Below are 20,517 nucleotides of genomic sequence, written 5' to 3' on the forward strand. Positions count from 1 at the left end.
TCCGTACATCGTCGGGCGGAGTGCCATATAAAATAGTACAGTACAATTGCACCACAAGGCCCGTTATCGAATCTCCACATCCGGGACCGCACACGGAGGACACGGCCGACATGGACGACCACCCCACCGCCAGCCCCACCGCCAGCCCCACCGCCAGCCTCACCGCCAGCCTCACCGACCGGTTCGCCACGGGCAGCCATGACCTGCCCGTATCCGCCGCGCTCGCCTCCTTCATGACCCGCGACTGGGCCGCCGCCGAGAAGCCGCCCGCCGCACGGCTGCCGGTCGCGGCCTACGCGGACAAGCGGCGCGCCGCGCTCTCGGCCCTCTTCCCCGGCGAGCGCCTCGTCCTGCCCGCCGGGCCGCCGAAGGTGCGCAGCAACGACTGCGACCACCGCTACCGTCCGCACACCGCCTACGCGCACCTGTCCGGCGACACCGGGGCGGACACCGGGACCGGCGCCGTCCTGGTGCTGGAGCCCACCGCCGCCGGGCACGACGCCGTCCTCTACCACCGGCCCCGGTCGCCGCGCGGCGACGGCGGCTTCTACCGGGACCGCCGGCACGGGGAGTTCTGGGTCGGCCGCCGCGCCGCCCTCGCCGAGACCGAGGAGCGGCTCGGCCTCGCCTGCGCGCCGCTGGACGACCTCGCCGGCGCGCTCCGCGGGCCGCGCCCCGCCCGGGTGATCCGGGGCGTGGACCCGGCGGTCGACGCGGCGGTCCCGGTCCGGGACCCGGAGCTCGACCGCGAGTTCGCCGCCTCCGCCGCCGAGCTCCGCCTCATCAAGGACGAATGGGAGGTCGCGCAGCTCCAGGCCGCCGTCGACCACACCGTGTCGGCCTTCACCGCGGTCGCCGCCGCGCTCCCCCGGGCGACCGGGATGCCGCGCGGCGAGCGCTGGGTGGAGGGGACGTTCGAGCGCGTCGCCCGGATGGAGGGCAACGGCGTCGGCTACGAGACGATCGCCGCGTCCGGTGCGCACGCGTGCGTCCTGCACTGGACGCGCAACGACGGCACGCTGCGACTCGGGGAGATGCTCCTGCTCGACGCGGGCGTGGAGACCGACACCCTCTACACCGCCGACGTCACCCGCACGATCCCGGTCAGCGGCTGGTTCACCCCGCGCCAGCGGCAGGTCTACGACCTCGTCTACCACGCCCAGGAGGCGGGCTTGGCGGCGGTGCGCCCCGGCGCCCGCTTCCGCGACTTCCACCTGGCCGCGATGCGCGTCATAGCCGAGGGCTTGCAGGAGTGGGGCGTGCTGCGCAGCGCGGAGGAGGCGCTCGACCCCGAGTCGGGCGTCTACCGCCGGTACACGCTGTGCAGCAGCGGGCACATGCTCGGCATGGACGTGCACGACTGCGCGGCGGCGCGCGCCTCCCAATACCTCGACGCGGAGCTGCGCCCCGGGCACGTCCTCACCGTCGAACCGGGCCTCTACCTGCAGCCGGACGACCTCACCCTGCCCCCGGAGCTGCGCGGCATCGGCGTCCGCATCGAGGACGACGTGGTCGTCACCGAGAGCGGGGCGCGGCTGATGTCCGCCGAGCTGCCGCGCCATCCCGAGGAGATCGAGATCTGGCTGCAGTCGCTCGCCGGCTGAGCGCGCCGAAAGGCCGTGCCGCACCCGGCGGCGGGTGCGGCACGGTGTCCGGACGGTGTCAGCCGCTGAGCAGTGACACGCCCCAGGTGGACAGGGCCCGTCCGATCGGTTCGTGGATCATGCCGCACCCCGAGTTCGGCCCGCCGCTGAGGATGCCGTGGGCGTAGTTGCCGTAGAAGACGCCGCTGCCGCTGTCGCCCGGACCGTCGCACGCCGTGCTCCAGGTCATGCCGGAGAGCGTCCGGTTCGGGTAGGACACGGTGGCGTCGACCTCGGTGACCGTTCCGCAGGTGTAGCCGGTCGTCGAGCCCTGCTTGCAGACGTATCCGCCGACGTAGTCGGCCTCGCTGCCGTGGACGGGCGTCTCGTAGAGCACCCAGCCGCGCGGCTGCCACCAGCCGGGGTCGCCGACCGACACGATCGCGGAGTCGCCGTACCAGCCGAACGTGTAGTCGGCGACGCCCCCGACATTCTGGTAGCCGTAGCTGTAGGTGGACACGTCCCACCAGTAACCGAGCTCGGCGCAGTGGCCGGCGGTGAGCATGTAGTACCTGCCGCCCGAGTACGCGGTGAACGCGCTGGTGCATCGCGCCCCGCCGGTGAAGATCGCCAGCCCGGAGCGCAGCGGCGGGTCGCACGCGTAGTCGTCGTAGCAGTACCGGGGCACCGACCGGTGCGCGTACGCGGAGACCTCCACGGCCGCGCCGAACTCGCGTTTCGCCCAGCTCAGCACGTCCTTCTGGGCGCGGGTGAGAGCGGCGCCGCGCACGCCGCCCAGCTTCACCGTGTTGCGGGAGGTGACGATGCCGCTCTGGAGTCCGTTACGGGCACCCTTGTTGGCCTTGGCGATCCGCTTGGCCAGCGCGTCCGACACCTTCTGCAGGTGGGCGAAGCCGTACCGGACGGTGGTCGTTGCGGTGTCGCCCATGCCGGACGCCTTGGCGGCGGCACGCGCCTTGGGCGCCGCCGAGCCGGCGGTCACGCCGACGGTGAGCCGGCCACCGTGCGCCTGGTCGATCCAGGCTCCGCCGTAGGCGGCGCCGAGGTCCTTCTGTATCCGGGCTGCGAGCTTCAGCTGGGCGGGCTGCCGGTCGGCGCGCCGCCGCGCCTCGGCGGCGGAGATGCCGTGGTCCTTCGTGAGCTGCGTGATGAGTGCCTGCTCGGCCTCCTTCTGGGTGTGTACCTGGGAGCCGGTACGGGGGGACGGGGCGGGGGGCGCGCCGCGGTCGCCCGCCGCACCGGCGCGGGCCGGTGCGGTGAGCGCGGTCGCGGACAGCGCGGCGGCCAGGGCCAGGGCCAGGGCGGCGCGGCTGCGCTTGTGGCGGACCATCCGGGGTTCCTCCTTCGCGGACCGGGGGGAGTGCCACGGCCCGGTGCCGTGGCGTCCGCTGTGCAATGTGAAATTGCACTGTAAAATGTAAAATGGCTCCTGCCAAGGGGGCCGAGTCAGATCGGAATGTGCGGGATCAGGCGGGTGGGGTCAGGTGGCCGCGTTCCGGACGTGGTCGAGGTGCCGGGTCATGATGTCCCGGGCGCGCTCGGCGTCGCCGGCGACCAGGGCGTCCAGCAGCCGGAGGTGCTCGTCGGCCGACGCCGCCAGCTCGGCCGCCGCCGCGGGCCTGACGAGCCCGTGCATGCGGGACCGGCTGCGCAGGTCGAGGACCGTCCGGACGAGGGTCCGGTTGCCGGTGAGTTCGAGCAGCGCGGTGTGGAACCGGCGGTCGGCGTCCAGGAAGCGGAGGGGGTCGCCGTGCGCCGCCGCCTCCGCGGCCTCCCCGGCGATGCCGCGCAGCCGCGCGCGGGCCTCCGCGGGCACGGCGCCGGCCAGCCGCACGACCGCGGGGACCTCGACCATCTCCCGGATCTCAGTCAGCTCGGCGAGGTCGCGGTCCGACAGCGGGACCACCCGGAAGCCGCGGTTGCGCACGGCCTCGAACAGCCCGTCCCGGACGAGGTCGATCATGGCTTCGCGGACGGGCGTGGCGGAGATGCCGAACTCCTCGGCCAGCGTGGGCGCGGAGTAGACGACGCCCGACCGCAGCGCACCGCTGGCGAGCGCGCCGCGCAGCGCCTCGGCCACCTGTCCGCGGAGGCTGGTGTGGCCGCCGAGGTCCGGAAGTCCGCCCACGGCGTCGGCCACCGTATCCATATGCCTCCTCCTCGCCCGCGATCAGAATACCGTTCCACGCGGGCGAAGCCGCAGCGCAGGCGCCGTGCTCACAGCAGCGGGTGAACGTGCGGATGGGCGTGCCACCAGGCGCCGAACGCCGGATGGCGGTCGGCGTGCTCCACGAAGGCGGCGGCGAGGCCCCGGTAGAGGGCCGCGGCGCCCGCGTCGCTCAGCCGGTCCCGGCGCCAGGCCACGATCAGCTTGGCGACCTGCGGCTCCCCCGCCAGCGGCCGGACCACCGTGCCGGGCTGCGGCGGCCACGACGGATCCACCAGCCGCACCCCGTGCCCGGCCGCGACCAGCGGGCAGGCGGCGCCGCTCGGCGCCTCGTAGCGCACGACGGGCTCGAAGCCGGCGGCGCGGCAGGACGCGCGCAGCGAGGCCAGCGAGCCGTCGTCGGCGCCCGGCGGGCCGATCCAGGACTCGTCCTTCAGGTCCACCAGGTCGATCTCGTCCCGCCCGGCCAGCCGGTGGTCCGCGGCGAGCGCGACGAAGATCGGGTAGCGGGGCACCAGCGTGCGGCTGACCACCGGGGCGGTCAGCGCGACGTCGAAGCCCTCCATGACCCCGAGCAGCGCGGCGTCGAGCCGGCCCCGGTTGAGGGCGTCGCCGAGCAGCGCCGAGGACGGCTCGATGCGCAGCGAGACCTCCCGGCCGGGCAGTTCCTCGCCGACCCGCTCGACGATGCTGCCGACGCAGGCGAGGTGCACGCAGCCGAGCGCGAGGCCCGCGCCGGGCTCCGCCGCCGCGGGCAGCTCGCCGAACAGGGTGTCCAGCTCCGCGAGCACGGTCCGCGCCCGGGCGACGACCTGCCGCCCCAGCGCCGTCGGCTCCAGGCCCGCGCGGCTGCGCTCGAACAGCCGCCCGCCGACGATCTCCTCGACCCGGCGGAGCTGGCTCGACATGGCGGGCTGCGACACCCCCATCCGCGCCGCGGCCCGGGTGACGCTTCCCGTCTCCGCCATCGCGCAGACCATGCGCAGATGACCGATATCGAGATCCATAGCCGGAAATTATGCACCAGCTGATGCCCGCCCTTCCGGGCCTGCGGCAATACTTCCGGTACCTCTCCGGCAGAAGGGAGCCACCCCGTTTCCCCGCCGCCGGGAGGGGGCCTCCTCACCGCCTCCCCCTTCCGGCGGCCCGGCCCGCGCCGGGCCGGTACGCCCCAGGGAAAGCGATCATGATGACGCACAACTCGCGGACCTCCGGAACGGAGCCCGCCCGGTCAGGGAGCGCCTTTCCCGCCTGGCCGCTGCCGCCCGATCCGACGGCGGCGGCGCAAGCGCGGGCCATCGCCGGGCGCCTCGCCGCCGAACTGGGTCTTTCCGCGTCCGTGACGGACGACGTCCGCACGATCATTTCCGAGCTCGCGGCGAACGCCGTCCTGCACGGCGACCGGTGGAGCGCGGAACTGTGGGCCCGGATCGGCCGGCGGAACCGGCCCCATGTCACGTTCACGGTGTTCGACGCCGGCCCCTGGCGCGGGCCCGCCGCGCTTCCCGCGGGTCCGGTCGAGCCGTCCGACGCCTGCCGGGGCCGCGGGCTCGCGCTGGTCAGCGCGCTGACTGCGGAGATCGGCGGGCGCTGGGGCGTGCATCCCGGCCGCGCCAAGCTCGGCGGGTACGCCGCGCCCGGCCGGGACCCGGTCTCGGGCAAGGCGGTCTACGTCGCCGTCCCCCTGCCGCTGAGGTTCCTGATCCTCCAGGAGTCCGGCGCGCCGTCGCGCGGGCTCCGCTGAGCCGGCGGCGGGCCGGGTCAGCGGCGCTCGGGGCGGTCGGCCCAGATGCCGCGGATGTGGCGCAGGTGGTGGTGCATCAGCGCCTCCGTGCGCGCCGCGTCGCCGTCCGCCACCGCGTCGAGGAGTTCCTCGTGCTCGCGGGCGGACGGCTCCAGTTCGCCGCGCTCCGCCAGCCGCGGGACGCCGTAGAGCCGCGACCTGTACCGCAGCTCGCTCACCAGCCGGACGAGGTGGGAGTTGCCGCCGAGCCCGAGCAGGGCGAGATGGAAGTGGTGGTCGGCCTCGATGTAGGCGAGGACGTCCCGCTCCCCGGCGGCCCGGACGATCGCCTCGGCGAGCGGCCGCAGCGCGCGGACCTCGGCGGCGCGGCCGGACTCCGCGACCCGGACGGCGGCGGGGACCTCGACCAGCGCCCGCACCTCGGTGATCTCGTCCAGCTCCCGGTCGGACAGCTCGGTGACCCGGAACCCCTTGTTGCGGACGACGCCGACCAGCCCCTCGCGGGCCAGGTCGATCATCGCCTCCCGGACCGGCGTCGGGGACACCCCGAACCGGTCGGCGATCGCCGGGGCCGAGTAGACCGTGCCCGGCCGCATCTCGCCGCTGACGATCGCGGCCCGCAGCGCGTGGGCGATCTGCACCCGCACGCTCTTGCGCGGGCCGAGGGACGGCAGGTTCAGCATCGCGGCGGGGTCTCCCCTCCGGGCCGGGCGGTAGTGACATGTAGTATTGCACTCGCACCTGACGGTCGTCGCGGCGCTACACTGGCTGTTCGTTAAAACGAACGCTAGTGAGGGGCGGCCGGGAGCGTGAGCGCGTCAGGGGAATCGGTGCGGGACGTGCTGGCGGGCAACCTGCGGCGCGCGCGCCTGGAGCACGGCCTGTCGCTGTCCGAGCTGTCCCGCCGCTCGAAGATCGGCAAGGCGACGCTCTCGCAGCTGGAGGCGGGCGCCGGCAACCCCACCATCGAGACGGTGTTCAGCCTGGCGCGCGTGCTGGAGGTGCCCATCTCCGAACTGCTCGACGGGCAGCAGCCGGCCGGTCTCACCGTGGTGCGCGCGGCGGACGTGGAGGTGCTGCGCGGCGAGGGCGTCGACCTGCGGCCGCTGCGCGGGATCGCCTCCGGCGGGGCCCTGTTCGAGGTGTACGACCAGCGGTTCCGGGCCGGCCGGCGGCAGGACTCGCTGGGCCATGTGGGCACCGAGCACACGGTCGTCCAGGACGGGCGGCTCGCCGTTCGGGTGGACGACCAGGACGTCGAACTGGGCCCCGGCGACTACGTGAGCTTCGACGCCCGCCTCCCGCACTCCTATGCCGCGCTGGACGGCCCCGTCCGCTCGGTCCTGCTCCTGCAGTACGACGCCGACCAGCGGGTTCACTCCGCGTCCGCGCAGCCGCCGCACCGCTCCGACACGCCCTGACGATCCGCCGCCGCCGGGCCGTTGACATCCCGCGCGGCGCCGACGTACGCTCGCAATCGTTCGGTTTATCGAACAATGGGAGCCGTGATGACGCGGGTCGTGGTGGTGGGCGCCGGGATGATCGGCGCCGCCTGCGCCCGTGAGCTGGCCCTGGCCGGCTGCGCGGTCACCGTCCTGGAGCGGGGCCGGCCCGCCGCCGCGACCACCGCGCACGGCGAGGGCAACGTCCTGGTGTCCGACAAGCCGCCCGGCCCCGAGCTGGAGCTGGCGCGGCTGTCCCGGCGGCTGTGGCCCGCGGTCCTCGCCGGGCTCCCCGGTGCCGAGGGCGCGGAATGGGATCCCAAAGGCGGCATCGTCGTCGCCACCACCGACGCGGGCGCCGAGGCGCTGCGCGGGTTCGCCGCCGGCCAGCGCGCCGCCGGCGTCGACGCGCGGGAGCTGGACGCCGCCGCCCTCGCCGCTGCCGAACCGCACCTCACCACCGACGTGACCGCCGCCGTCCACTACCCCGAGGACGCCCAGGTGCAGCCCACCGGCGCGGCTACCGCGCTGCTCGCGCACGCCGTCCGGCTCGGCGCGGAGCTGCGCACCGGCTGCGAGGTCCTCGGCGCCGTCACGCGCGGCGGCCGGTTGACCGGCGTGCGGACCCCGTCCGGGACGGTCGAGGGCGACGCGTTCGTCAACGCGGCCGGGCCCTGGTCGGGCGAGGTCGCCGCGCGGCTCGGCGTCCGGCTGGACGTGCGGCCCCGCCGCGGGGAGGTCCTGGTCACCGCGCCGCAGCCGCCGACCGTCTTCCACAAGGTCTACGACGCCGACTACGTGGGCGCGGTCGGCAGCGGCGACGGGGAGCTGCAATCCTCGGCGGTGGTGGAGTCCACCCGCGCGGGGACGATCCTGCTCGGCTCGTCGCGCCGCCGGGTCGGGTTCGACGACCGGACGCGCCCCGGCGTGCTGTCGGTGATCGCCGGCAAGGCGCTGCGGCTGTTCCCGTCGCTGGCCGGCGTGCCGGTGATGCGCGCCTACGGCGGGTTCCGCCCCTACGTGGCCGACCACCTCCCGGTGATCGGCGCCGACCCTGCCCTGGCCGGGCTGTGGCACGCCACCGGGCACGAGGGCGCCGGCATCGGGCTCGCCGCCGGGACGGCCGCCGTCCTGCGCGACCTGCTGCTCGGCCGCGAGCCCGAGGCCGGTGCGGAGCCGTTCCGCGTCGACCGGCCCGCCGTCAGGCCGGAAGGAGCACCTGGATGAGCCCGCGACTCGTACGCGCGGACCGCGACGCGACCGGGCGCCGCGACGTCCCGCTGCACATCACCGTGGACGGCGTGCCGCTCACCGGCATCGCCGGCCAGACGATCGCCGGGGTGCTGATGGCGGCCGGCCGCACGGCCTGGCGGGAGAGCCCGTCGGGAACCCCGCGCGGCGTCTTCTGCGGCATCGGCGCGTGCTTCGACTGCCTGGTCACCGTCAACGGCGTCCGCGACGTGCGGGCCTGCCGCCGCCGGGCCCGCGACGGCGACGCCGTCGCCACCCAGTCCCGCGCCGGGCGGGAGGCCCGGTGACCCGGCACGTCGCGGTCGTCGGCGCCGGTCCGGCGGGCCTCGCCGCGGCGGCGGGCGCGCTGCGCGCCGGGGCGCGGGTGACGCTGCTCGACGCCGCCGAGAACCCGGGCGGCCAGTACCACCGGATGCTCCCGGACGCCTACGCCGCCGCCGACCCCGGCCGGCTGCACCACGGCTGGCGCGGGTTCGTGCGGCTCCGCGACCACGTGCTCGGGCACGCGCGCTGCGACTGGTGGCCGGAGAGCACGGTCTGGTCGCTGGAGCGCGAAGGAGAGGGCGCGCCGCACGTCCATGTGCTGCGGGGCGAGGCCGACGCGATGGGGCGGGAGCGCCGGGTGCTGCGGCCCGACGCGCTCGTGCTCGCGCCGGGCGCCCATGACCGCGTGCTGCCGTTCCCCGGCTGGGAGCTGCCCGGCGTCCACTCCGCCGGGGCGGCGCAGGCGCTGGCGAAGGGCGAGCGGGTCGCGGTCGGCGGCCATGTGCTGATCGCCGGGACCGGGCCGTTCCTGCTGCCGGTCGCCGCGTCGCTGCTGGAGGCGGGGTCGGCCGTCCGGGCGGTGCTGGAGGCCGGCCCGGCGGCGACGGTCGCGCGCGGCTGGACGCGCCGTCCCCGGGAGCTGGCGTCCGAGACCGGGAAGGCGGCGGAGCTCGCCGGGTACGCCGCGCTGCTGGCCCGGCACCGCGTCCCCTACCGGACGGGCCGCGCCGTGATCGAGGCGAGGGGCGACGGGCGGGTGGAGGAGGCGGTCACCGCGCGGCTGCGTCCCGACTGGTCGGTGGTCCCCGGCACCGAGAAGACCGTCACGGTGGACGCGCTGTGCGTCACCCACGGGTTCAGCCCGCAACTCGAACTCCCCGTCGCGGCGGGCTGCCGGCTGCGGAACGGCGGCGGGTCCGTCGAGGTGGACGGCGACCAGCGCACCACCGTGGCCGGCGTGTACGCCGCCGGTGAGATCACCGGGATCGCCGGCGCCCAGGCCGCCCGTACCGAAGGGCTGCTCGCCGGGTGGGCCGCGGGCGGCGGCGCTTCGGACTCCCCCGTCGCGGCGGCGGCGCGCCGCCGGCGCGACCGGGGCCGGGCGTTCGCCGCCCGCCTCGCCGCCGCGCACCCGGTCGGCGCGGCCTGGCGCGGCTGGCTGCGGCCCGGCACGGTCGTCTGCCGCTGCGAGGACGCCCGGTACGGCGACCTGCTCGACGCGGCCCGCGACCCGGCGGGGGCGTCGGCCCGCGCCGTCAAGCTCGGCACGCGCGCCGGCCTCGGCCCGTGCCAGGCGCGCGTCTGCGGCCCCGCGGTCACCGAACTCCTGTCCGGCCTGGTGGACGCGGCGAACCCGCACCACCGGCCCATCGCCCAGCCGATCCGCCTGGGCGAACTCGCGAATCCTCCCACCGGCACCACTGACCAGGAGGAGAGCGCTCGATGAGCGACACGGAGCTCCGGAGCCTCGGCGGCGTGATCGTCGCCGCGGCGCTGCCCTACCGCGCGGACGCCGCCGCCCCCGCCGGACTCGCCGTCGACTACGACGCCTATGCCGAGCACTGCCGCTGGCTCGTCGCGAGCGGCTGCCGGGGCGTCGGCCCGAACGGGTCCCTGGGCGAGTACTCGGCGCTCACGGACGAGGAGCGGCGCCGCGTCGCGCGCACCGCCGTCGAGGCCGTCGGCGGCGACGGGGTCGTGGTCGCCGGCGTGCACGGCCCCGGCTCCCACCAGGCCAAGCACTGGGCGGAGGTCGCCGCCGAGGACGGCGCGGACGGCGTGCTGTGCCTGCCGCCGACCCTCTACCGGGCCAACCCCGCCGAGATCGTCGCGCACTACGAGGCCGTCGCGTCGGTCGGGCTGCCGGTCATGGTCTACAACAACCCGATCGACACCAAGGTCGACCTGTCCCCCGCCCTGCTCGGCGAGATCGCGCGGATCGACGGCGTCGTGGCGGTGAAGGAGTTCTCCGGCGACGTCCGCCGCGTCCTGGAGATCAAGGAGGCCGCGCCGGGGCTGGAGGTCGTCGCGGGCGCCGACGACGTGGTGCTGGAGTCGCTGCTGATGGGCGCGACCGGCTGGTTCGCCGGCTTCCCGAACGTGTTCCCGGCCGCGTCCGCCCGGCTGTACGAGCTGGCCTCGGCCGGGAGACTGGCGGAGGCGCGCGCCCTGTACGAGCCGCTGGTGGCCGCGTTCCGGTGGGACTCGCGGACCGAGTTCGTCCAGGCCATCAAGCTCGGCATGGACCAGGTCGGCCGATACGGCGGGCCGTGCCGCCCGCCGCGCGGCCCGCTCGGCGCCGCGCAGCGCGCCGCCGTCACCGCCGACATGGACCGCGCCATCGCCGCGCTGCGGGACGAGACCGTCACCGCGCTGCTCGACGGGGCCGCCTGATGCGCTCCGTCCGGTCGATCAGCGCCGTCGACTCGCACACCGAGGGGATGCCGACCCGCGTCGTCACCGGCGGCGTGCCGCCGATCCCCGGCGCGACCATGGCCGCGCGCCGCGACCACGCCGTCCGGCACCTGGACGGGCTGCGCCGCTTCCTGGTGGACGAGCCGCGCGGCCACTCCGCGATGAGCGGCGCGATCCTGCAGCCCCCGGCCCGGCCGGACGCGGACTGGGGCGTCGTCTACGTCGAGGTCAGCGGCTTCCTGCCGATGTGCGGGCACGGCACCATCGGCGTCGCGACCGTCCTGGTCGAGACCGGGATGGTCCCGGTCACCGAGCCGGAGACGGTCGTCCGGCTGGACACCCCGGCGGGGCTCGTCGAGGCGCGGGTCGCCGTGCGCGACGGCGTCGCGGAGCACGTCACGCTCCGCAACGTCGCCTCGTTCGCGCTCCGGCGGGACGCGGTGGTGGCGGTGCCCGGCTTCGGCGACGTCCGCTACGACCTGGCCTACGGCGGCAACTTCTACGCCATCACCGACCTGGCGCCGCTCGGGCTGCCGTTCGACCGGGCCCGCAAGGGCGACATCCTCAAGGCGGGGCTGGCGGTGATGGCGGCGATCAACGACGCCGATCCGCCCGTCCATCCGGCCGACCCGCTGATCGCGGGGTGCAAGCACGTCCAGTTCCTCGCGCCCGGGTCCACGGCGCGGCACTCGCGCAACGCCATGGCGATCCATCCCGGCTGGTTCGACCGGTCGCCGTGCGGCACGGGGACGTCCGCCCGCATGGCGCAGCTCCACGCGCGCGGCGAGCTGCCGCTGCACACCGACTTCGTCAACGAGTCGTTCATCGGCACGCGCTTCACCGGGCGGCTGGTGGGCACCGCCGACGTCGCCGGGGTCCCCGCCGTCGTGCCCGAGTTCACCGGACGCGCCTGGATCACCGGCACCGCCACCTACCTGCTCGACCCCGCCGACCCCTTCCCCGAGGGCTTCGTCCTCTGAGGCGAGGCCGCGGCGCCCCGGGCGCTAGCCGGTGGCGGGCGGGGCCAAGCCCGCGAAGGCCAGGTCGACGACCGCGTTGATGTGATCGGTGTCCGCCACGCGCGGGGTGAGCAGGCGCCGGTAGTAGACGGCGCCGTAGAGCAGTTCGGTGACGAGGTCGGGGTCGGCGTCGGCGCGGATCTGGCCCGCGCGCTGCGCCGTCCTGATGCGCTCGGCGGCGGCCGCCGCCAGGTGGCCGAGCAGGTTGTCCCAGAGGGCCCGGTGGATCTCCGGGTCGTGCTGGGCCTCGCCGATCAGCGCGCGGTAGTGGGGGACGGCCTCCGGGTCGCCGAGGACGCGGGAGGCGGCGGCGATCTGCGCCTTGATGTCGGCGACGACGTCGCCGGTGTCGGGGAAGGTCGCGTCCCCCTTCCAGATGGACAGCAGCCCGTCCAGCAGCACCGCCGCCTTGGACGGCCACCAGCGGTAGATCGTGTTCTTGCCGACGCCGGCGCGGGCGGCGATGCCCTCGATGCTGAGCCTGCGGTACCCGACCTCCCGGCACAGGTCCGTGGCGGCCTGGATCACGGCGTTGGCGGCCTCTTCGCTGCGGCGCTCGGGACGTCGGGGCGACATGCGGACAGCATAGCGTCGGGCGGAACGGAACGTTCCGTATTGACTCGGCGGGACGGCGCACGGCATCCTGAGGCGGCACGGAACGATCCGTGCCGCCTGCGAGGGAAACCGTCATGAAGGTTGAGATCACCCACGACATCGCCTGTGTCCGGTCGGCGCTCGGGTACGCCCGCTTCCGGCGGGCCGCCGAGGAGCACCGGGCCGGCGGCGGTGACCTGGAGGTGGTCTTCCGGCCGTACGCGGGACGGCCGCAAAGGCCGCAGTCCGCCGACCGGATCGCGCGCGCGGCCGCGGCCGAGGGCCTGGTGATGCGTCTCGACCGGATCGTGCCCGCCGACACCTTCCAGGCCCACCGGCTCATCGCACTGGCGGCCGTGTACGGCGAGGCCGAGGACATGGCCGCCCGCCTGTACCGGGCCTACTTCACCGATGGTCTGGACATCGCCGACGCGGGGGTGCTGCGGAGCCTGGCGTCCGAGACCGGCGTCCCCTGGCGATGGCCGAGGGACGGCGAGCGCCCCGTTGAGCGCGGACCGCGCGTACCGGTCTTCCGGTTCCCGGACGGCACCGTCCTCGTCGGGGCGGTGTCGCTCGCGGCACTGCGGAACGAGCTGAGGCAGGCGGTGCGCACCGCCGCCCGCCTGCCGGCCGGCTGGGTCGCCGAGCGGACCGAGCACGAGTCGGCCGTCCGCGAGTGACCGGCGCCCCGGTCAGTCGAGGCAGAACTCGTTGCCCTCGGGGTCGGCCATGACGATGTGGCCGGCGCCGAGCGGCGGGGCCGGGTCGTGGCGTTCGAGGCGGGCGGCGCCGTGGGAGACCAGGCGGTCGGCCTCGGCTTCGAGGGCGGCCATCCGGTCGTCGCCCTGGAGCCCCGGGGCGGCGCGGACGTCGAGGTGGACGCGGTTCTTGACCCGCTTCGGTTCGGGGACGCGCTGGAAGAACAGCCGGGGGCCGGCGCCGCCCGGGTCGAGCACCGCCGAGGCGTCGTTGCGGTTCGCGGGCGGCACGCCCATGGCCTCCAGGGCGTCGTCCCAGGTGGCGAAGCCGCCGGGCGGGTCCTGCAGCCGGTAGCCGAGGGCCTCGGCCCAGAACGCCGCGAGGGCGGCGGGGTCGGCGCAGTCGAAGGTGATCTGGACGTCGCGGGCCATCAGCTCGCCTCTTTCTGGTGCAGGTACAGGTCGCGGAGCAGGCACACCTCGGCAAGATGGTGGATCATCTCGCGGTTGATGTGCAGGACGAGCGTCGCCATGGGGTACTCGGCGTACGGGCCCTCCGCCGGGCCGCAGGGGCGGGCGAGGCCGGACTCGCCGAGCGACTCGACGCCGTCCAGCCACGCGGCGTACTCGGTGTCGAGCTGGTGCAGCGCCTCGGCGGCGGTCGCGGCGTACGGGAACGACCCGTAGTCGACGGGCGCCCGGCCGAAGTGGGCGGCGCCGCGCATCGCGAGGACGCCGACGATGACGTGCGCGAGCCGCCAGGCGATCGTGGTGAACGGCGGCGGATCGGGCTGCGGGAACGCGAAGTCGATCGGCGGGTCGCCGCCGGGGCGGACGGTCCAGCAGCCGGGCACCGGCTCCCAGAAGTACTCGTCGTCGGTGAGCCCGTCCAGGCGGTCGCGCAGCTGGTGGTCCCAGTGCCAGGTGAGCTGCTCCCGGAGCAGGGAGTTCGTGGTCTGGTCGGTCATGGCTCCAGCTTGGCGGCAATAGCGGACAGGTTCGTTCCGCGATCTGTGGGACGATGCGCGGATGGCGGTGGAGGCGACGACCGAGCGCGTGCTGCGGCTGCTGGGGCTGCTGCAGCGGCGGCCGTCCTGGACCGCCGCCGAGCTGGCCGGCGAGCTCGGGGTGACCGACCGCTCGGTGCGGCGGGACGTGGAGCGGCTGCGCGCCCTCGGCTACCCGGTGCGCGCGGCGGCGGGCGTCGGCGGCGGCTACCGGCTCGGCGCGGGCACCCGGCTGCCGCCGCTGCTGCTGGACGACGAGGAGGCGATCGCCACGGCGGTGTCGCTGCGGATGGCGTCCGGCGGCACGGTCGCCGGGTCGGGCGAGGCGGCGCTGCGCGCGCTCACCAAGCTGGACCAGGTGATGCCGCCCCGGCTGCGCGCGGAGGTGCGGGCGGTGCACGGCGCCACCGACACCCTCGCCGCGCCGGGCGTCGAGGTCGATCCGGAGCTGCTGGTGACGCTCGCGCGGGCGTGCCGCGACGCCGTGCGGGTGCGGTTCCGCTACGCGGGGCGCGGCGGCGCCGACCGGGAGCGGACGGTGGAGCCGGTGCGGATGGTCGCCACCGGCCGCCGCTGGTACCTGATGGCCTGGGACGTCGACCGCGCCGACTGGCGCACCTTCCGGCTGGACCGGATGCGCGAGGCGGTGGCGACGACCTGGCACTTCCGGGCGCGGGAGCATCCGGATCCGGCCGCCTTCGTGCAGCGGGCCGTGGCCGAGGCGCCGTACCGGTACCTGGCCCGGGTGCGGCTGCACGCCCCGCCCGGCCGGGTGCGGGAGCTGATACCGCCGCAGGTGGGGCGGGTCGAGGACGACCGCGACGGCTGGTGCGTCCTCGTCGTCGGAGGCGACGACCTGGACTGGCTCGCCGTGCACGTGGCCCGGCTGGGGTTCGAGGCGCAGGTGCTGGAGCCGCCGGAGCTGCGCGAGGCCGCCGCCCGGCTCGCCGGCCGCCTCGGCGCGATGGCCCGGGGCTGAGCAGCCCGTCATTCCGGCGCGGCCTGCCACCCGTCCCCGGGTGGCAGCAGCCGGGGCGCCACGGCGGCGCCGAGGGTCGCGGCCGCCGCCGACAGCGTCACGACCGTCCAGGCGCCCGGCCCGAGCGGGGTGCAGCCGAAGAACTGGCTGATGCCCGGCGTCTCGACGATGCCGAACAGCGCGGCGGCCGAGACGGCGCAGGTGGCCAGCAGCAGCGGGCTGTGCCAGCGGGCGATGAGGGTCTGGCCGAGCTGGGCGCCGACGAGCGCGGCGAGGCCCATGGTGGAGGCGCGGCGGCGGCCGCCGGGGACGAGCCCCGTGAGCCGCCCGGTGTGCCAGGACGCGAGGGCGGCGGCCGCGGTGGCGGTGCCGCGCACGGCCAGCACCCGGCCCATGTCCTGGCCGGTGAACCCGCGCACGGGCGCGGTGCCGAGCGGGACCTCGGCGGCGGGCCGCGGGTCGGCCGGGGTGATCGCCACGGCGAGTGACGGCAGCATGTCGGTCAGCATGTTCACCACCAGGAGCTGGCGGGTGCTGAGCGGGGCGTTCCCGCCGAGCGCCGTGCCGAGGACGGTGAAGGCGACCTCGCCCGCGTTGCCGCCGACGAGGATCGCGGCGGCGTCGCGGACGCTGTGCCACAGCGCGCGGCCCTCGCGCAGCGCGTCCAGGATCAGCGCGGTGTCGGGCGCGGTGAGGACGAGGTCGGCGGCGTCGCGGGCGGCGCCGGAGCTGCGCCCGGCCACCGCGATGCCGACGTCGGCGCGGCGGATCGCGGCGGCGTCGTTCGCGCCGTCCCCGGTCATCGCGACGACCCGGCCGGCCCGGCGCAGGTCCTTGACGATGCGCACCTTGTGGGCGGGGGTGACGCGGGCGAAGACGGCGGCCCGCTGGACGGCCCGGCGGCGCTCCCCGGCGGGCATGGCGTCCAGCTCGGCGCCGGTGACGACCTCGCCGGCGCCCGGGATGCCGAGTTCGGCGGCGACGGCCGCGGCGGTCGCCGGATGGTCGCCGGTGATCATGGTGACCCGGACGCCGGCCTCGTGCAGCCGGTGCACGGCCTCCTCGGCGGTGGGGCGCGGCGGGTCCGCGATGCCGATGAAGCCGAGCAGCGTCAGGTCGGCGACGTGGTCGGCGATGTCGCCGCGCACCTCGCCGGCGTCGGCGACGGGCCGCTCGGCGATCGCGAGCACGCGCAGCCCCTCCCCCGCCAGCCGCCGCACCGTCCCGGCGGCGGCGCGGCGCCGGGACGCGGTGAGCCGGCCGCCCTCCCCGTCGAGCCGGCTGCACTTGGCCAGCAGCACCTCGGGCGCGCCCTTGACGGCGATGAGCCACCGGTCGCCGTCGCGGCCGAGCGAGGCGGAGAACCCGCGGGTGGTCTCGAAGGGCAGCTCCTCCTCCAGCCGCCACCGCCGGTCGGGCGGCAGGCCGCGGGCCCGTTCGAGGACGGCCCGGTCGGTGGCGTGCGGGGCGGTCCGGCCGCCGGGCGGCGGGCACGCGCGCGCGGCGACCCGCAGGACGCGCCGCGCGTCGTCGCCGGTGAGCGGCAGCGCGCGGGCGGGCCCGGCGGCGCGGACGAGCCGGAGCCTGCCCTCGGTGAGCGTGCCGGTCTTGTCGAAGCACAGGGTGTCCACCCGGCCGAGCGCCTCCAGCGCGCGGGTGGAGCGGACGAGCACGCCGAGCCGCGACAGCCGCCGCGCGGCGGCGAGCTGCGAGACGGTGGCGACCAGCGGCAGCCCCTCCGGGACGGCGGCGACGGCGACCGCCACGCCGGACCCGAGCGCGCTGCGCAGCGGCAGCCCGCGCAGCATCCCGAGCACCGTGACGGCCGCGCCGCCGAGCGCGGTCGCGGGCAGGGCCTGGTGGGTGAGCTCGGCCAGCCGCGTCTGCATGCTGGCGGAGGTGTCGGCGGCGCCGGCGAGCGCGGCGGCCCGTCCGGTCTCGGTGGCGTCGGAGGTGGCGACCACCACGGCGGCGGCCTCGCCCGCGACGACGACCGTGCCCTCGTAGACCATGCAGTGCCGGTCGGCGGGCTCGGCGCCGGGGCACGGCTCGGTGCCCTTGTCGACGGGGACGGACTCGCCGGTGAGCGTGGCCTCGTCCACCTCCAGCGACTCGGCGTGCAGCAGCCGGGCGTCCGCCGGGACGACGTCCTCCGAACGCAGCAGGATCACGTCGCCGGTGCGCAGGCCGGCGGCCGCGACGCGGTCGCCGCCGGCGGTCCCGAGCCGGGCGAAGCCGTCCGGGCCGCGCACGGTCTCCAGCGCGGCGGCGGGCACCCGGCGGGCGTGGACCTGCTGGCCCAGCATCAGCTCGCCGAGGGCGCGCTCGGCCCGCATCCGCTGCGCGCCGCCGATGAACGCGTTGCCGGTCATGACGCCCGCGACCAGGGCCGCGTCCACGCTGGACCCGACGACGGCGGAGGCCGCCGCGCCGAGCGCGAGGATGGGGGTGAGCGGGTCGTCGAGCTCCTGCCGGACGGCCGCGGCGAGGCGCAGGCCCGTGCGCAGCGGCCCGGCCGCGCGGCGCAGCACCGGCGCCTCGGCGAGTCCGGGCCCGCCGGCCTCGTCCCCGTCGGCGACGGGGGTGAGCCGCCGGTAGGCCTCCGCCGCCGTGAGGGCGTGCCAGGCGTCGCGGACGACGGGCGGCGGCAGCGGCCGGTGGTTCAGCCGCCGGGCGCCGACCGCGTTGGCGAACATCGCCGACAGCGCGGCGGCGTGCACGGGCGGGACGTCCCGCCAGGTGCCGGTGATCCGGCTGAGCGGCCCCCGGCGGGCGGGGCGCCGGGGCCGTCCCGCGATCAGCAGCGCGCCCAGCGCGGACGCGCTCAGCGCGAGCTGCGCCGAGCGCTCGCTCGCGCGCCGCGCCGCCGGGACGGCGTCCAGCAGCCGCCACGCCTCCGCCAGCCCGGGGCCGCAGACGAGGTCGGCGCGCCAGTCGGCCAGGCCGTGGCCGCGCAGGACGCCGACGCCCACGTCCGCCGCGTCCAGGGCCTCGCTCCGGCCGCTGGAGAAGGCCAGCACCACATGGCCGTCGCGCTGCAGCGCCTCGACCGAGCGCGCCAGGTCCTCGGCGGCCACCGGGGAGTCGTCGCCCCAGGCCAGCAGCTCCCGAGTGCTCGCGTGCTCGGTCAGCACGACCACGTCGGCGGCCCGGTGCGCCGCCGCCAGCAGCCCTTCGGCCAGCCGGTCCAGCGAGGTGCCGACCCGGACCCGGCCGCACCGCTCGCCCCGGTCGTCGAGGAGGTCGAGGGTGATGCCGTCCGGGTCGCCGGGGCCGCCGGACGGCGCGTCCGGCGCCCGTGCGAGCCGCCGTCCCGCGCCCGGCCACGGGCCGGGCCCCTCCAGCGCGGCGCGGCCGTGGCCGGCGAGCACCTCGCCGGCCGCGCGCCACACGTCCGCGTCGTCCAGTGCGGCGCTCGTGGAGACCGCGGAGAGCAGCCGCAGCTCGCCGTCGCACAGCGCCGCGGAGTCGAGGACGACCGCGCTGACCCGGTCGAGGCGGCGCAGCGCGCCCGGGTCGAGGACGACCACGCCGCGCCGCGCGAGGTCGCGGCCGAGCACCGCCGCGAACGCCTCCCGGCCGAGCCGGGCCGCCTTGGGCACGGTCGCCAGCAGCACCTCGGCGGCGGCGGACGCGTCGCGGGTGCCCGCCAGGACGCCGCCGGAGCCGAGCAGCTGGGCCAGCGCGGTGCGCCGCGACGCCCGCTCCACCGGCCCGTCCGGGAGGGGGCGCGGCCGCTCGGCGGGGGTGCCGCACTCGTGCGGCTGCCGGCCCGGCACCGCCAGCTGCGGCTCGCGGAGCCGCCACGCCTCGCGGTGCGCGCGGAACTCGTAGAGCTGGAAGACGCGGTGCACGGCGTCGGTGACCGGCGGCGCGATCCCCTGCCCGGCGCCGTGGACGGCGGCGGTCGCGACGCCCAGCAGGGCGTCGGCGCGCAGCACGCCGAGCCGGTGCTCCAGCGCGGTCCGCAGGCTCGGGACGGTCTCGGCGAGCGTCACCGCCGCGCGGACCGGGGCGGGCACCGGCGGCAGGACGAGCAGCCTGCCGAGGACGGCGGCGGCGACCCCGGCGCAGTCGGCGGCGAGCGCGCTCACCGCCGACGCCCGCGCCATGTCGTCGTCGGGCCGGCGGAAGTGCGCCTCCTCGTCGAAGCGGGTGGCGCCGTGCGCCTCCTCGACGGACCGGACGGTCTCGACCAGGGTGTCCACGTCGACCGCGCCCTGCGCGTAGGTGATGAGGACGTTCCCCGCGACCGCGTTGACCTCCGCCCAGTCGACGCCGTCCAGGTTCCGCAGCGCGCTCGTCAGCGCACCGGTGTACCGCCGGTGGCGCGGGCCGCCGCCCGACAGGCCGTTGGCCTGGATGTGCGCCCGGCCGCCGTGCGCCCAGACGCGGCGCCGGGGGCCGCCCGCGGCGAGGGTGGCGACCGAGCCCAGGGCTCCGGCGCCGGCGCGCACGGTGGTCCGCACTCCGGCGGCGGCACCGCGCACGGCCGTCCGCGACGCCGCGTTCGGTATGGAAAGCACCGTCCTGGCCAGGGACATCCCCGGAATCCCCACCGACCGTTTCCTCCCCCTGCCGAAACCGCGACCGGCCAGGCACGGCGAGTACCCCGCCGGGGGCACCGCAAACGGCCGCCTCCCCGGGGCCACCCCCCGGAGAGGCGGCCCTCACCAGCGGCCGGCCTCCTCGGTGTCGCGCAGCACCGGTCGGCCGCCGACGAGGTCGTAGCGGTTCATCGCGGCCAGCGGCGGGGAGTAGGCGTGCACGCTGACCGCCGGGGCGGCCGAGGTGTTGCGCACCTCGTGCACGTAGTCGGGCCCGAACGCGCGGACCTCGCCCGGCGCCAGCGTGCGCACCGCGCCCGGGTCGGACTCCTCCAGCGCGCCCAGCGCGACCGCGAACGCGCCGCGCGAGCCGCCGTGGTCGTGCAGGCCGGTGCTCTGGCCGGGGAGCCAGCTGATCAGCCAGATCTCCCGGTCGCCGTCGCGGTGGAGGCGCTCGTACCAGCGCCCCTGCGGGTCGAACCGCACCCGCGCCAGCCATTCACCGCTGTTGCGCGCCAGCGCCGCCGCCGTCTCGGCCAGCGTGCCCTCCGCCGTCGCCGGTGCGCCCGTCGCCGGTGCGCCCGTCGCCGGTGCGCCCGCCGCCGGGGCGCTCGTGCTCGTCGTCATCCTGCCGGGTTCCTCTCCTGGTTCACGGGTGCCGCTGCGCTGCGCCGCCGAGCGGCGCGGCGGGGCGACACAGCGCGCTCGCCAGACGGCCCAGATCGACGTGCGGCCGCGTCCACAGAGAAGAGGTCCGTGCGTGCATGCCGACCAGCATGGCCGCAA

20 protein-coding genes are annotated in these 20,517 nt (G+C 76.7%); 10 read left to right on the forward strand and 10 right to left on the reverse strand.

Annotated elements, in window-relative coordinates:
• Nucleotides 1–110: 110 nt before the first annotated feature.
• Nucleotides 111–1,604, forward strand: coding sequence for an aminopeptidase P family protein (locus HUT06_RS31870; protein ID WP_176199075.1), 1,494 nt, complete (start codon nucleotides 111–113; stop codon nucleotides 1,602–1,604).
• Between the two features lie 58 nt (nucleotides 1,605–1,662).
• On the opposite strand, the gene HUT06_RS31875 is transcribed toward HUT06_RS31870, so the two are convergent.
• The 3 genes from HUT06_RS31875 to HUT06_RS31885 all read right to left on the reverse strand — a co-directional run bounded on the left by HUT06_RS31875 (nucleotide 1,663) and on the right by HUT06_RS31885 (nucleotide 4,778).
• Nucleotides 1,663–2,934 carry a S1 family peptidase gene (locus HUT06_RS31875; protein ID WP_176199076.1) on the reverse strand — a complete coding sequence of 424 codons (1,272 nt, stop codon included), beginning with the start codon at nucleotides 2,932–2,934 and terminating at the stop codon, nucleotides 1,663–1,665.
• Between the two features lie 150 nt (nucleotides 2,935–3,084).
• Complete coding sequence (locus tag HUT06_RS31880) at nucleotides 3,085–3,753, reverse strand: GntR family transcriptional regulator (protein WP_176199077.1); 669 nt, start codon at nucleotides 3,751–3,753, stop codon at nucleotides 3,085–3,087.
• 68 nt (nucleotides 3,754–3,821) lie between these two features.
• Nucleotides 3,822–4,778: a LysR family transcriptional regulator gene (locus HUT06_RS31885; protein WP_176199078.1), complete on the reverse strand. Its 957-nt coding sequence runs from the start codon at nucleotides 4,776–4,778 to the stop codon at nucleotides 3,822–3,824.
• A gap of 179 nt (nucleotides 4,779–4,957) precedes the next feature.
• Between HUT06_RS31885 and HUT06_RS31890 the strand changes: the two genes are divergently transcribed.
• Nucleotides 4,958–5,515, forward strand: a complete 558-nt coding sequence (locus HUT06_RS31890; protein ID WP_176199079.1) for an ATP-binding protein — start codon at nucleotides 4,958–4,960, stop codon at nucleotides 5,513–5,515.
• Between the two features lie 17 nt (nucleotides 5,516–5,532).
• On the opposite strand, the gene HUT06_RS31895 is transcribed toward HUT06_RS31890, so the two are convergent.
• Nucleotides 5,533–6,198, reverse strand: a complete 666-nt coding sequence (locus tag HUT06_RS31895; protein ID WP_176199080.1) for a GntR family transcriptional regulator — start codon at nucleotides 6,196–6,198, stop codon at nucleotides 5,533–5,535.
• A 126-nt stretch (nucleotides 6,199–6,324) separates the two neighbouring features.
• Between HUT06_RS31895 and HUT06_RS31900 the strand changes: the two genes are divergently transcribed.
• From HUT06_RS31900 to HUT06_RS31925, 6 genes are all read left to right on the forward strand, one after another.
• Nucleotides 6,325–6,936, forward strand: coding sequence for a helix-turn-helix domain-containing protein (locus tag HUT06_RS31900; RefSeq protein WP_176199081.1), 612 nt, complete (start codon nucleotides 6,325–6,327; stop codon nucleotides 6,934–6,936).
• 87 nt (nucleotides 6,937–7,023) lie between these two features.
• Nucleotides 7,024–8,184 carry an FAD-binding oxidoreductase gene (locus HUT06_RS31905; protein ID WP_217711550.1) on the forward strand — a complete coding sequence of 387 codons (1,161 nt, stop codon included), beginning with the start codon at nucleotides 7,024–7,026 and terminating at the stop codon, nucleotides 8,182–8,184.
• Complete coding sequence (locus HUT06_RS31910) at nucleotides 8,181–8,495, forward strand: (2Fe-2S)-binding protein (RefSeq protein ID WP_176199083.1); 315 nt, start codon at nucleotides 8,181–8,183, stop codon at nucleotides 8,493–8,495. The genes HUT06_RS31905 and HUT06_RS31910 overlap by 4 nt, the downstream gene beginning before the upstream one ends.
• The gene (locus tag HUT06_RS31915; RefSeq protein ID WP_176199084.1) at nucleotides 8,492–9,919 is read left to right on the forward strand and encodes an NAD(P)/FAD-dependent oxidoreductase; all 1,428 of its coding nucleotides are present in this window, start codon (nucleotides 8,492–8,494) and stop codon (nucleotides 9,917–9,919) included. The genes HUT06_RS31910 and HUT06_RS31915 overlap by 4 nt, the downstream gene beginning before the upstream one ends.
• Nucleotides 9,916–10,866, forward strand: coding sequence for a dihydrodipicolinate synthase family protein (locus tag HUT06_RS31920; protein ID WP_176199085.1), 951 nt, complete (start codon nucleotides 9,916–9,918; stop codon nucleotides 10,864–10,866). The genes HUT06_RS31915 and HUT06_RS31920 overlap by 4 nt, the downstream gene beginning before the upstream one ends.
• Nucleotides 10,866–11,867 (forward strand): proline racemase family protein, encoded by a 1,002-nt coding sequence (locus tag HUT06_RS31925; protein WP_176199086.1) that lies wholly within the window; start codon nucleotides 10,866–10,868, stop codon nucleotides 11,865–11,867. The genes HUT06_RS31920 and HUT06_RS31925 overlap by 1 nt, the downstream gene beginning before the upstream one ends.
• A 24-nt stretch (nucleotides 11,868–11,891) precedes the next feature.
• Here HUT06_RS31925 and HUT06_RS31930 read toward each other — a convergent pair whose 3' ends face one another.
• Nucleotides 11,892–12,482 carry a TetR/AcrR family transcriptional regulator gene (locus tag HUT06_RS31930; protein ID WP_176199087.1) on the reverse strand — a complete coding sequence of 197 codons (591 nt, stop codon included), beginning with the start codon at nucleotides 12,480–12,482 and terminating at the stop codon, nucleotides 11,892–11,894.
• 113 nt (nucleotides 12,483–12,595) lie between these two features.
• Between HUT06_RS31930 and HUT06_RS31935 the strand changes: the two genes are divergently transcribed.
• Complete coding sequence (locus tag HUT06_RS31935) at nucleotides 12,596–13,180, forward strand: DsbA family protein (protein WP_176199088.1); 585 nt, start codon at nucleotides 12,596–12,598, stop codon at nucleotides 13,178–13,180.
• Between the two features lie 12 nt (nucleotides 13,181–13,192).
• Here the strand turns inward: HUT06_RS31935 and HUT06_RS31940 are convergent, their stop codons facing one another.
• A complete protein-coding gene (locus tag HUT06_RS31940) occupies nucleotides 13,193–13,630 on the reverse strand; it encodes a VOC family protein (RefSeq protein WP_176199089.1) in 438 nt (145 codons plus the stop codon).
• Nucleotides 13,630–14,166, reverse strand: a complete 537-nt coding sequence (locus tag HUT06_RS31945) for a DinB family protein (RefSeq protein WP_176199090.1) — start codon at nucleotides 14,164–14,166, stop codon at nucleotides 13,630–13,632. Before HUT06_RS31945 ends, HUT06_RS31940 begins: the two co-directional genes overlap by 1 nt.
• A gap of 61 nt (nucleotides 14,167–14,227) precedes the next feature.
• Between HUT06_RS31945 and HUT06_RS31950 the strand changes: the two genes are divergently transcribed.
• Complete coding sequence (locus HUT06_RS31950) at nucleotides 14,228–15,184, forward strand: YafY family protein (protein ID WP_176199091.1); 957 nt, start codon at nucleotides 14,228–14,230, stop codon at nucleotides 15,182–15,184.
• Between the two features lie 8 nt (nucleotides 15,185–15,192).
• On the opposite strand, the gene HUT06_RS31955 is transcribed toward HUT06_RS31950, so the two are convergent.
• From HUT06_RS31955 to HUT06_RS45700, 3 genes are all read right to left on the reverse strand, one after another.
• Nucleotides 15,193–19,728, reverse strand: a complete 4,536-nt coding sequence (locus tag HUT06_RS31955) for a cation-translocating P-type ATPase (RefSeq protein ID WP_176199092.1) — start codon at nucleotides 19,726–19,728, stop codon at nucleotides 15,193–15,195.
• Nucleotides 19,729–19,854: 126 nt separating this feature from the next.
• Nucleotides 19,855–20,358 (reverse strand): cysteine dioxygenase family protein, encoded by a 504-nt coding sequence (locus HUT06_RS31960; RefSeq protein WP_176199093.1) that lies wholly within the window; start codon nucleotides 20,356–20,358, stop codon nucleotides 19,855–19,857.
• Between the two features lie 22 nt (nucleotides 20,359–20,380).
• Nucleotides 20,381–20,509, reverse strand: a complete 129-nt coding sequence (locus HUT06_RS45700) for a putative leader peptide (RefSeq protein WP_368406996.1) — start codon at nucleotides 20,507–20,509, stop codon at nucleotides 20,381–20,383.
• Nucleotides 20,510–20,517 lie beyond the last annotated feature (8 nt).

Origin of the sequence: Actinomadura sp. NAK00032 (assembly GCF_013364275.1) — a bacterium.
Lineage (GTDB): Bacteria > Actinomycetota > Actinomycetes > Streptosporangiales > Streptosporangiaceae > Spirillospora.

Excerpts from the sequence above, each read along its gene's own strand:
- HUT06_RS31870 (WP_176199075.1), top strand. The coding sequence starts at position 111 with ATGGACGACCACCCCACCGCCAGCCCCACCGCCAGCCCCACCGCCAGC.
- HUT06_RS31875 (WP_176199076.1), bottom strand. The coding sequence starts at position 2,934 with ATGGTCCGCCACAAGCGCAGCCGCGCCGCCCTGGCCCTGGCCCTGGCC.
- HUT06_RS31880 (WP_176199077.1), bottom strand. The coding sequence starts at position 3,753 with ATGGATACGGTGGCCGACGCCGTGGGCGGACTTCCGGACCTCGGCGGC.
- HUT06_RS31885 (WP_176199078.1), bottom strand. The coding sequence starts at position 4,778 with ATGGATCTCGATATCGGTCATCTGCGCATGGTCTGCGCGATGGCGGAG.
- HUT06_RS31890 (WP_176199079.1), top strand. The coding sequence starts at position 4,958 with ATGATGACGCACAACTCGCGGACCTCCGGAACGGAGCCCGCCCGGTCA.
- HUT06_RS31895 (WP_176199080.1), bottom strand. The coding sequence starts at position 6,198 with ATGCTGAACCTGCCGTCCCTCGGCCCGCGCAAGAGCGTGCGGGTGCAG.
- HUT06_RS31905 (WP_217711550.1), top strand. The coding sequence starts at position 7,024 with ATGACGCGGGTCGTGGTGGTGGGCGCCGGGATGATCGGCGCCGCCTGC.
- HUT06_RS31910 (WP_176199083.1), top strand. The coding sequence starts at position 8,181 with ATGAGCCCGCGACTCGTACGCGCGGACCGCGACGCGACCGGGCGCCGC.
- HUT06_RS31920 (WP_176199085.1), top strand. The coding sequence starts at position 9,916 with ATGAGCGACACGGAGCTCCGGAGCCTCGGCGGCGTGATCGTCGCCGCG.
- HUT06_RS31925 (WP_176199086.1), top strand. The coding sequence starts at position 10,866 with ATGCGCTCCGTCCGGTCGATCAGCGCCGTCGACTCGCACACCGAGGGG.
- HUT06_RS31930 (WP_176199087.1), bottom strand. The coding sequence starts at position 12,482 with ATGTCGCCCCGACGTCCCGAGCGCCGCAGCGAAGAGGCCGCCAACGCC.
- HUT06_RS31935 (WP_176199088.1), top strand. The coding sequence starts at position 12,596 with ATGAAGGTTGAGATCACCCACGACATCGCCTGTGTCCGGTCGGCGCTC.
- HUT06_RS31940 (WP_176199089.1), bottom strand. The coding sequence starts at position 13,630 with ATGGCCCGCGACGTCCAGATCACCTTCGACTGCGCCGACCCCGCCGCC.
- HUT06_RS31945 (WP_176199090.1), bottom strand. The coding sequence starts at position 14,166 with ATGACCGACCAGACCACGAACTCCCTGCTCCGGGAGCAGCTCACCTGG.
- HUT06_RS31950 (WP_176199091.1), top strand. The coding sequence starts at position 14,228 with ATGGCGGTGGAGGCGACGACCGAGCGCGTGCTGCGGCTGCTGGGGCTG.
- HUT06_RS31955 (WP_176199092.1), bottom strand. The coding sequence starts at position 19,728 with ATGTCCCTGGCCAGGACGGTGCTTTCCATACCGAACGCGGCGTCGCGG.
- HUT06_RS31960 (WP_176199093.1), bottom strand. The coding sequence starts at position 20,358 with ATGACGACGAGCACGAGCGCCCCGGCGGCGGGCGCACCGGCGACGGGC.
- HUT06_RS45700 (WP_368406996.1), bottom strand. The coding sequence starts at position 20,509 with ATGCTGGTCGGCATGCACGCACGGACCTCTTCTCTGTGGACGCGGCCG.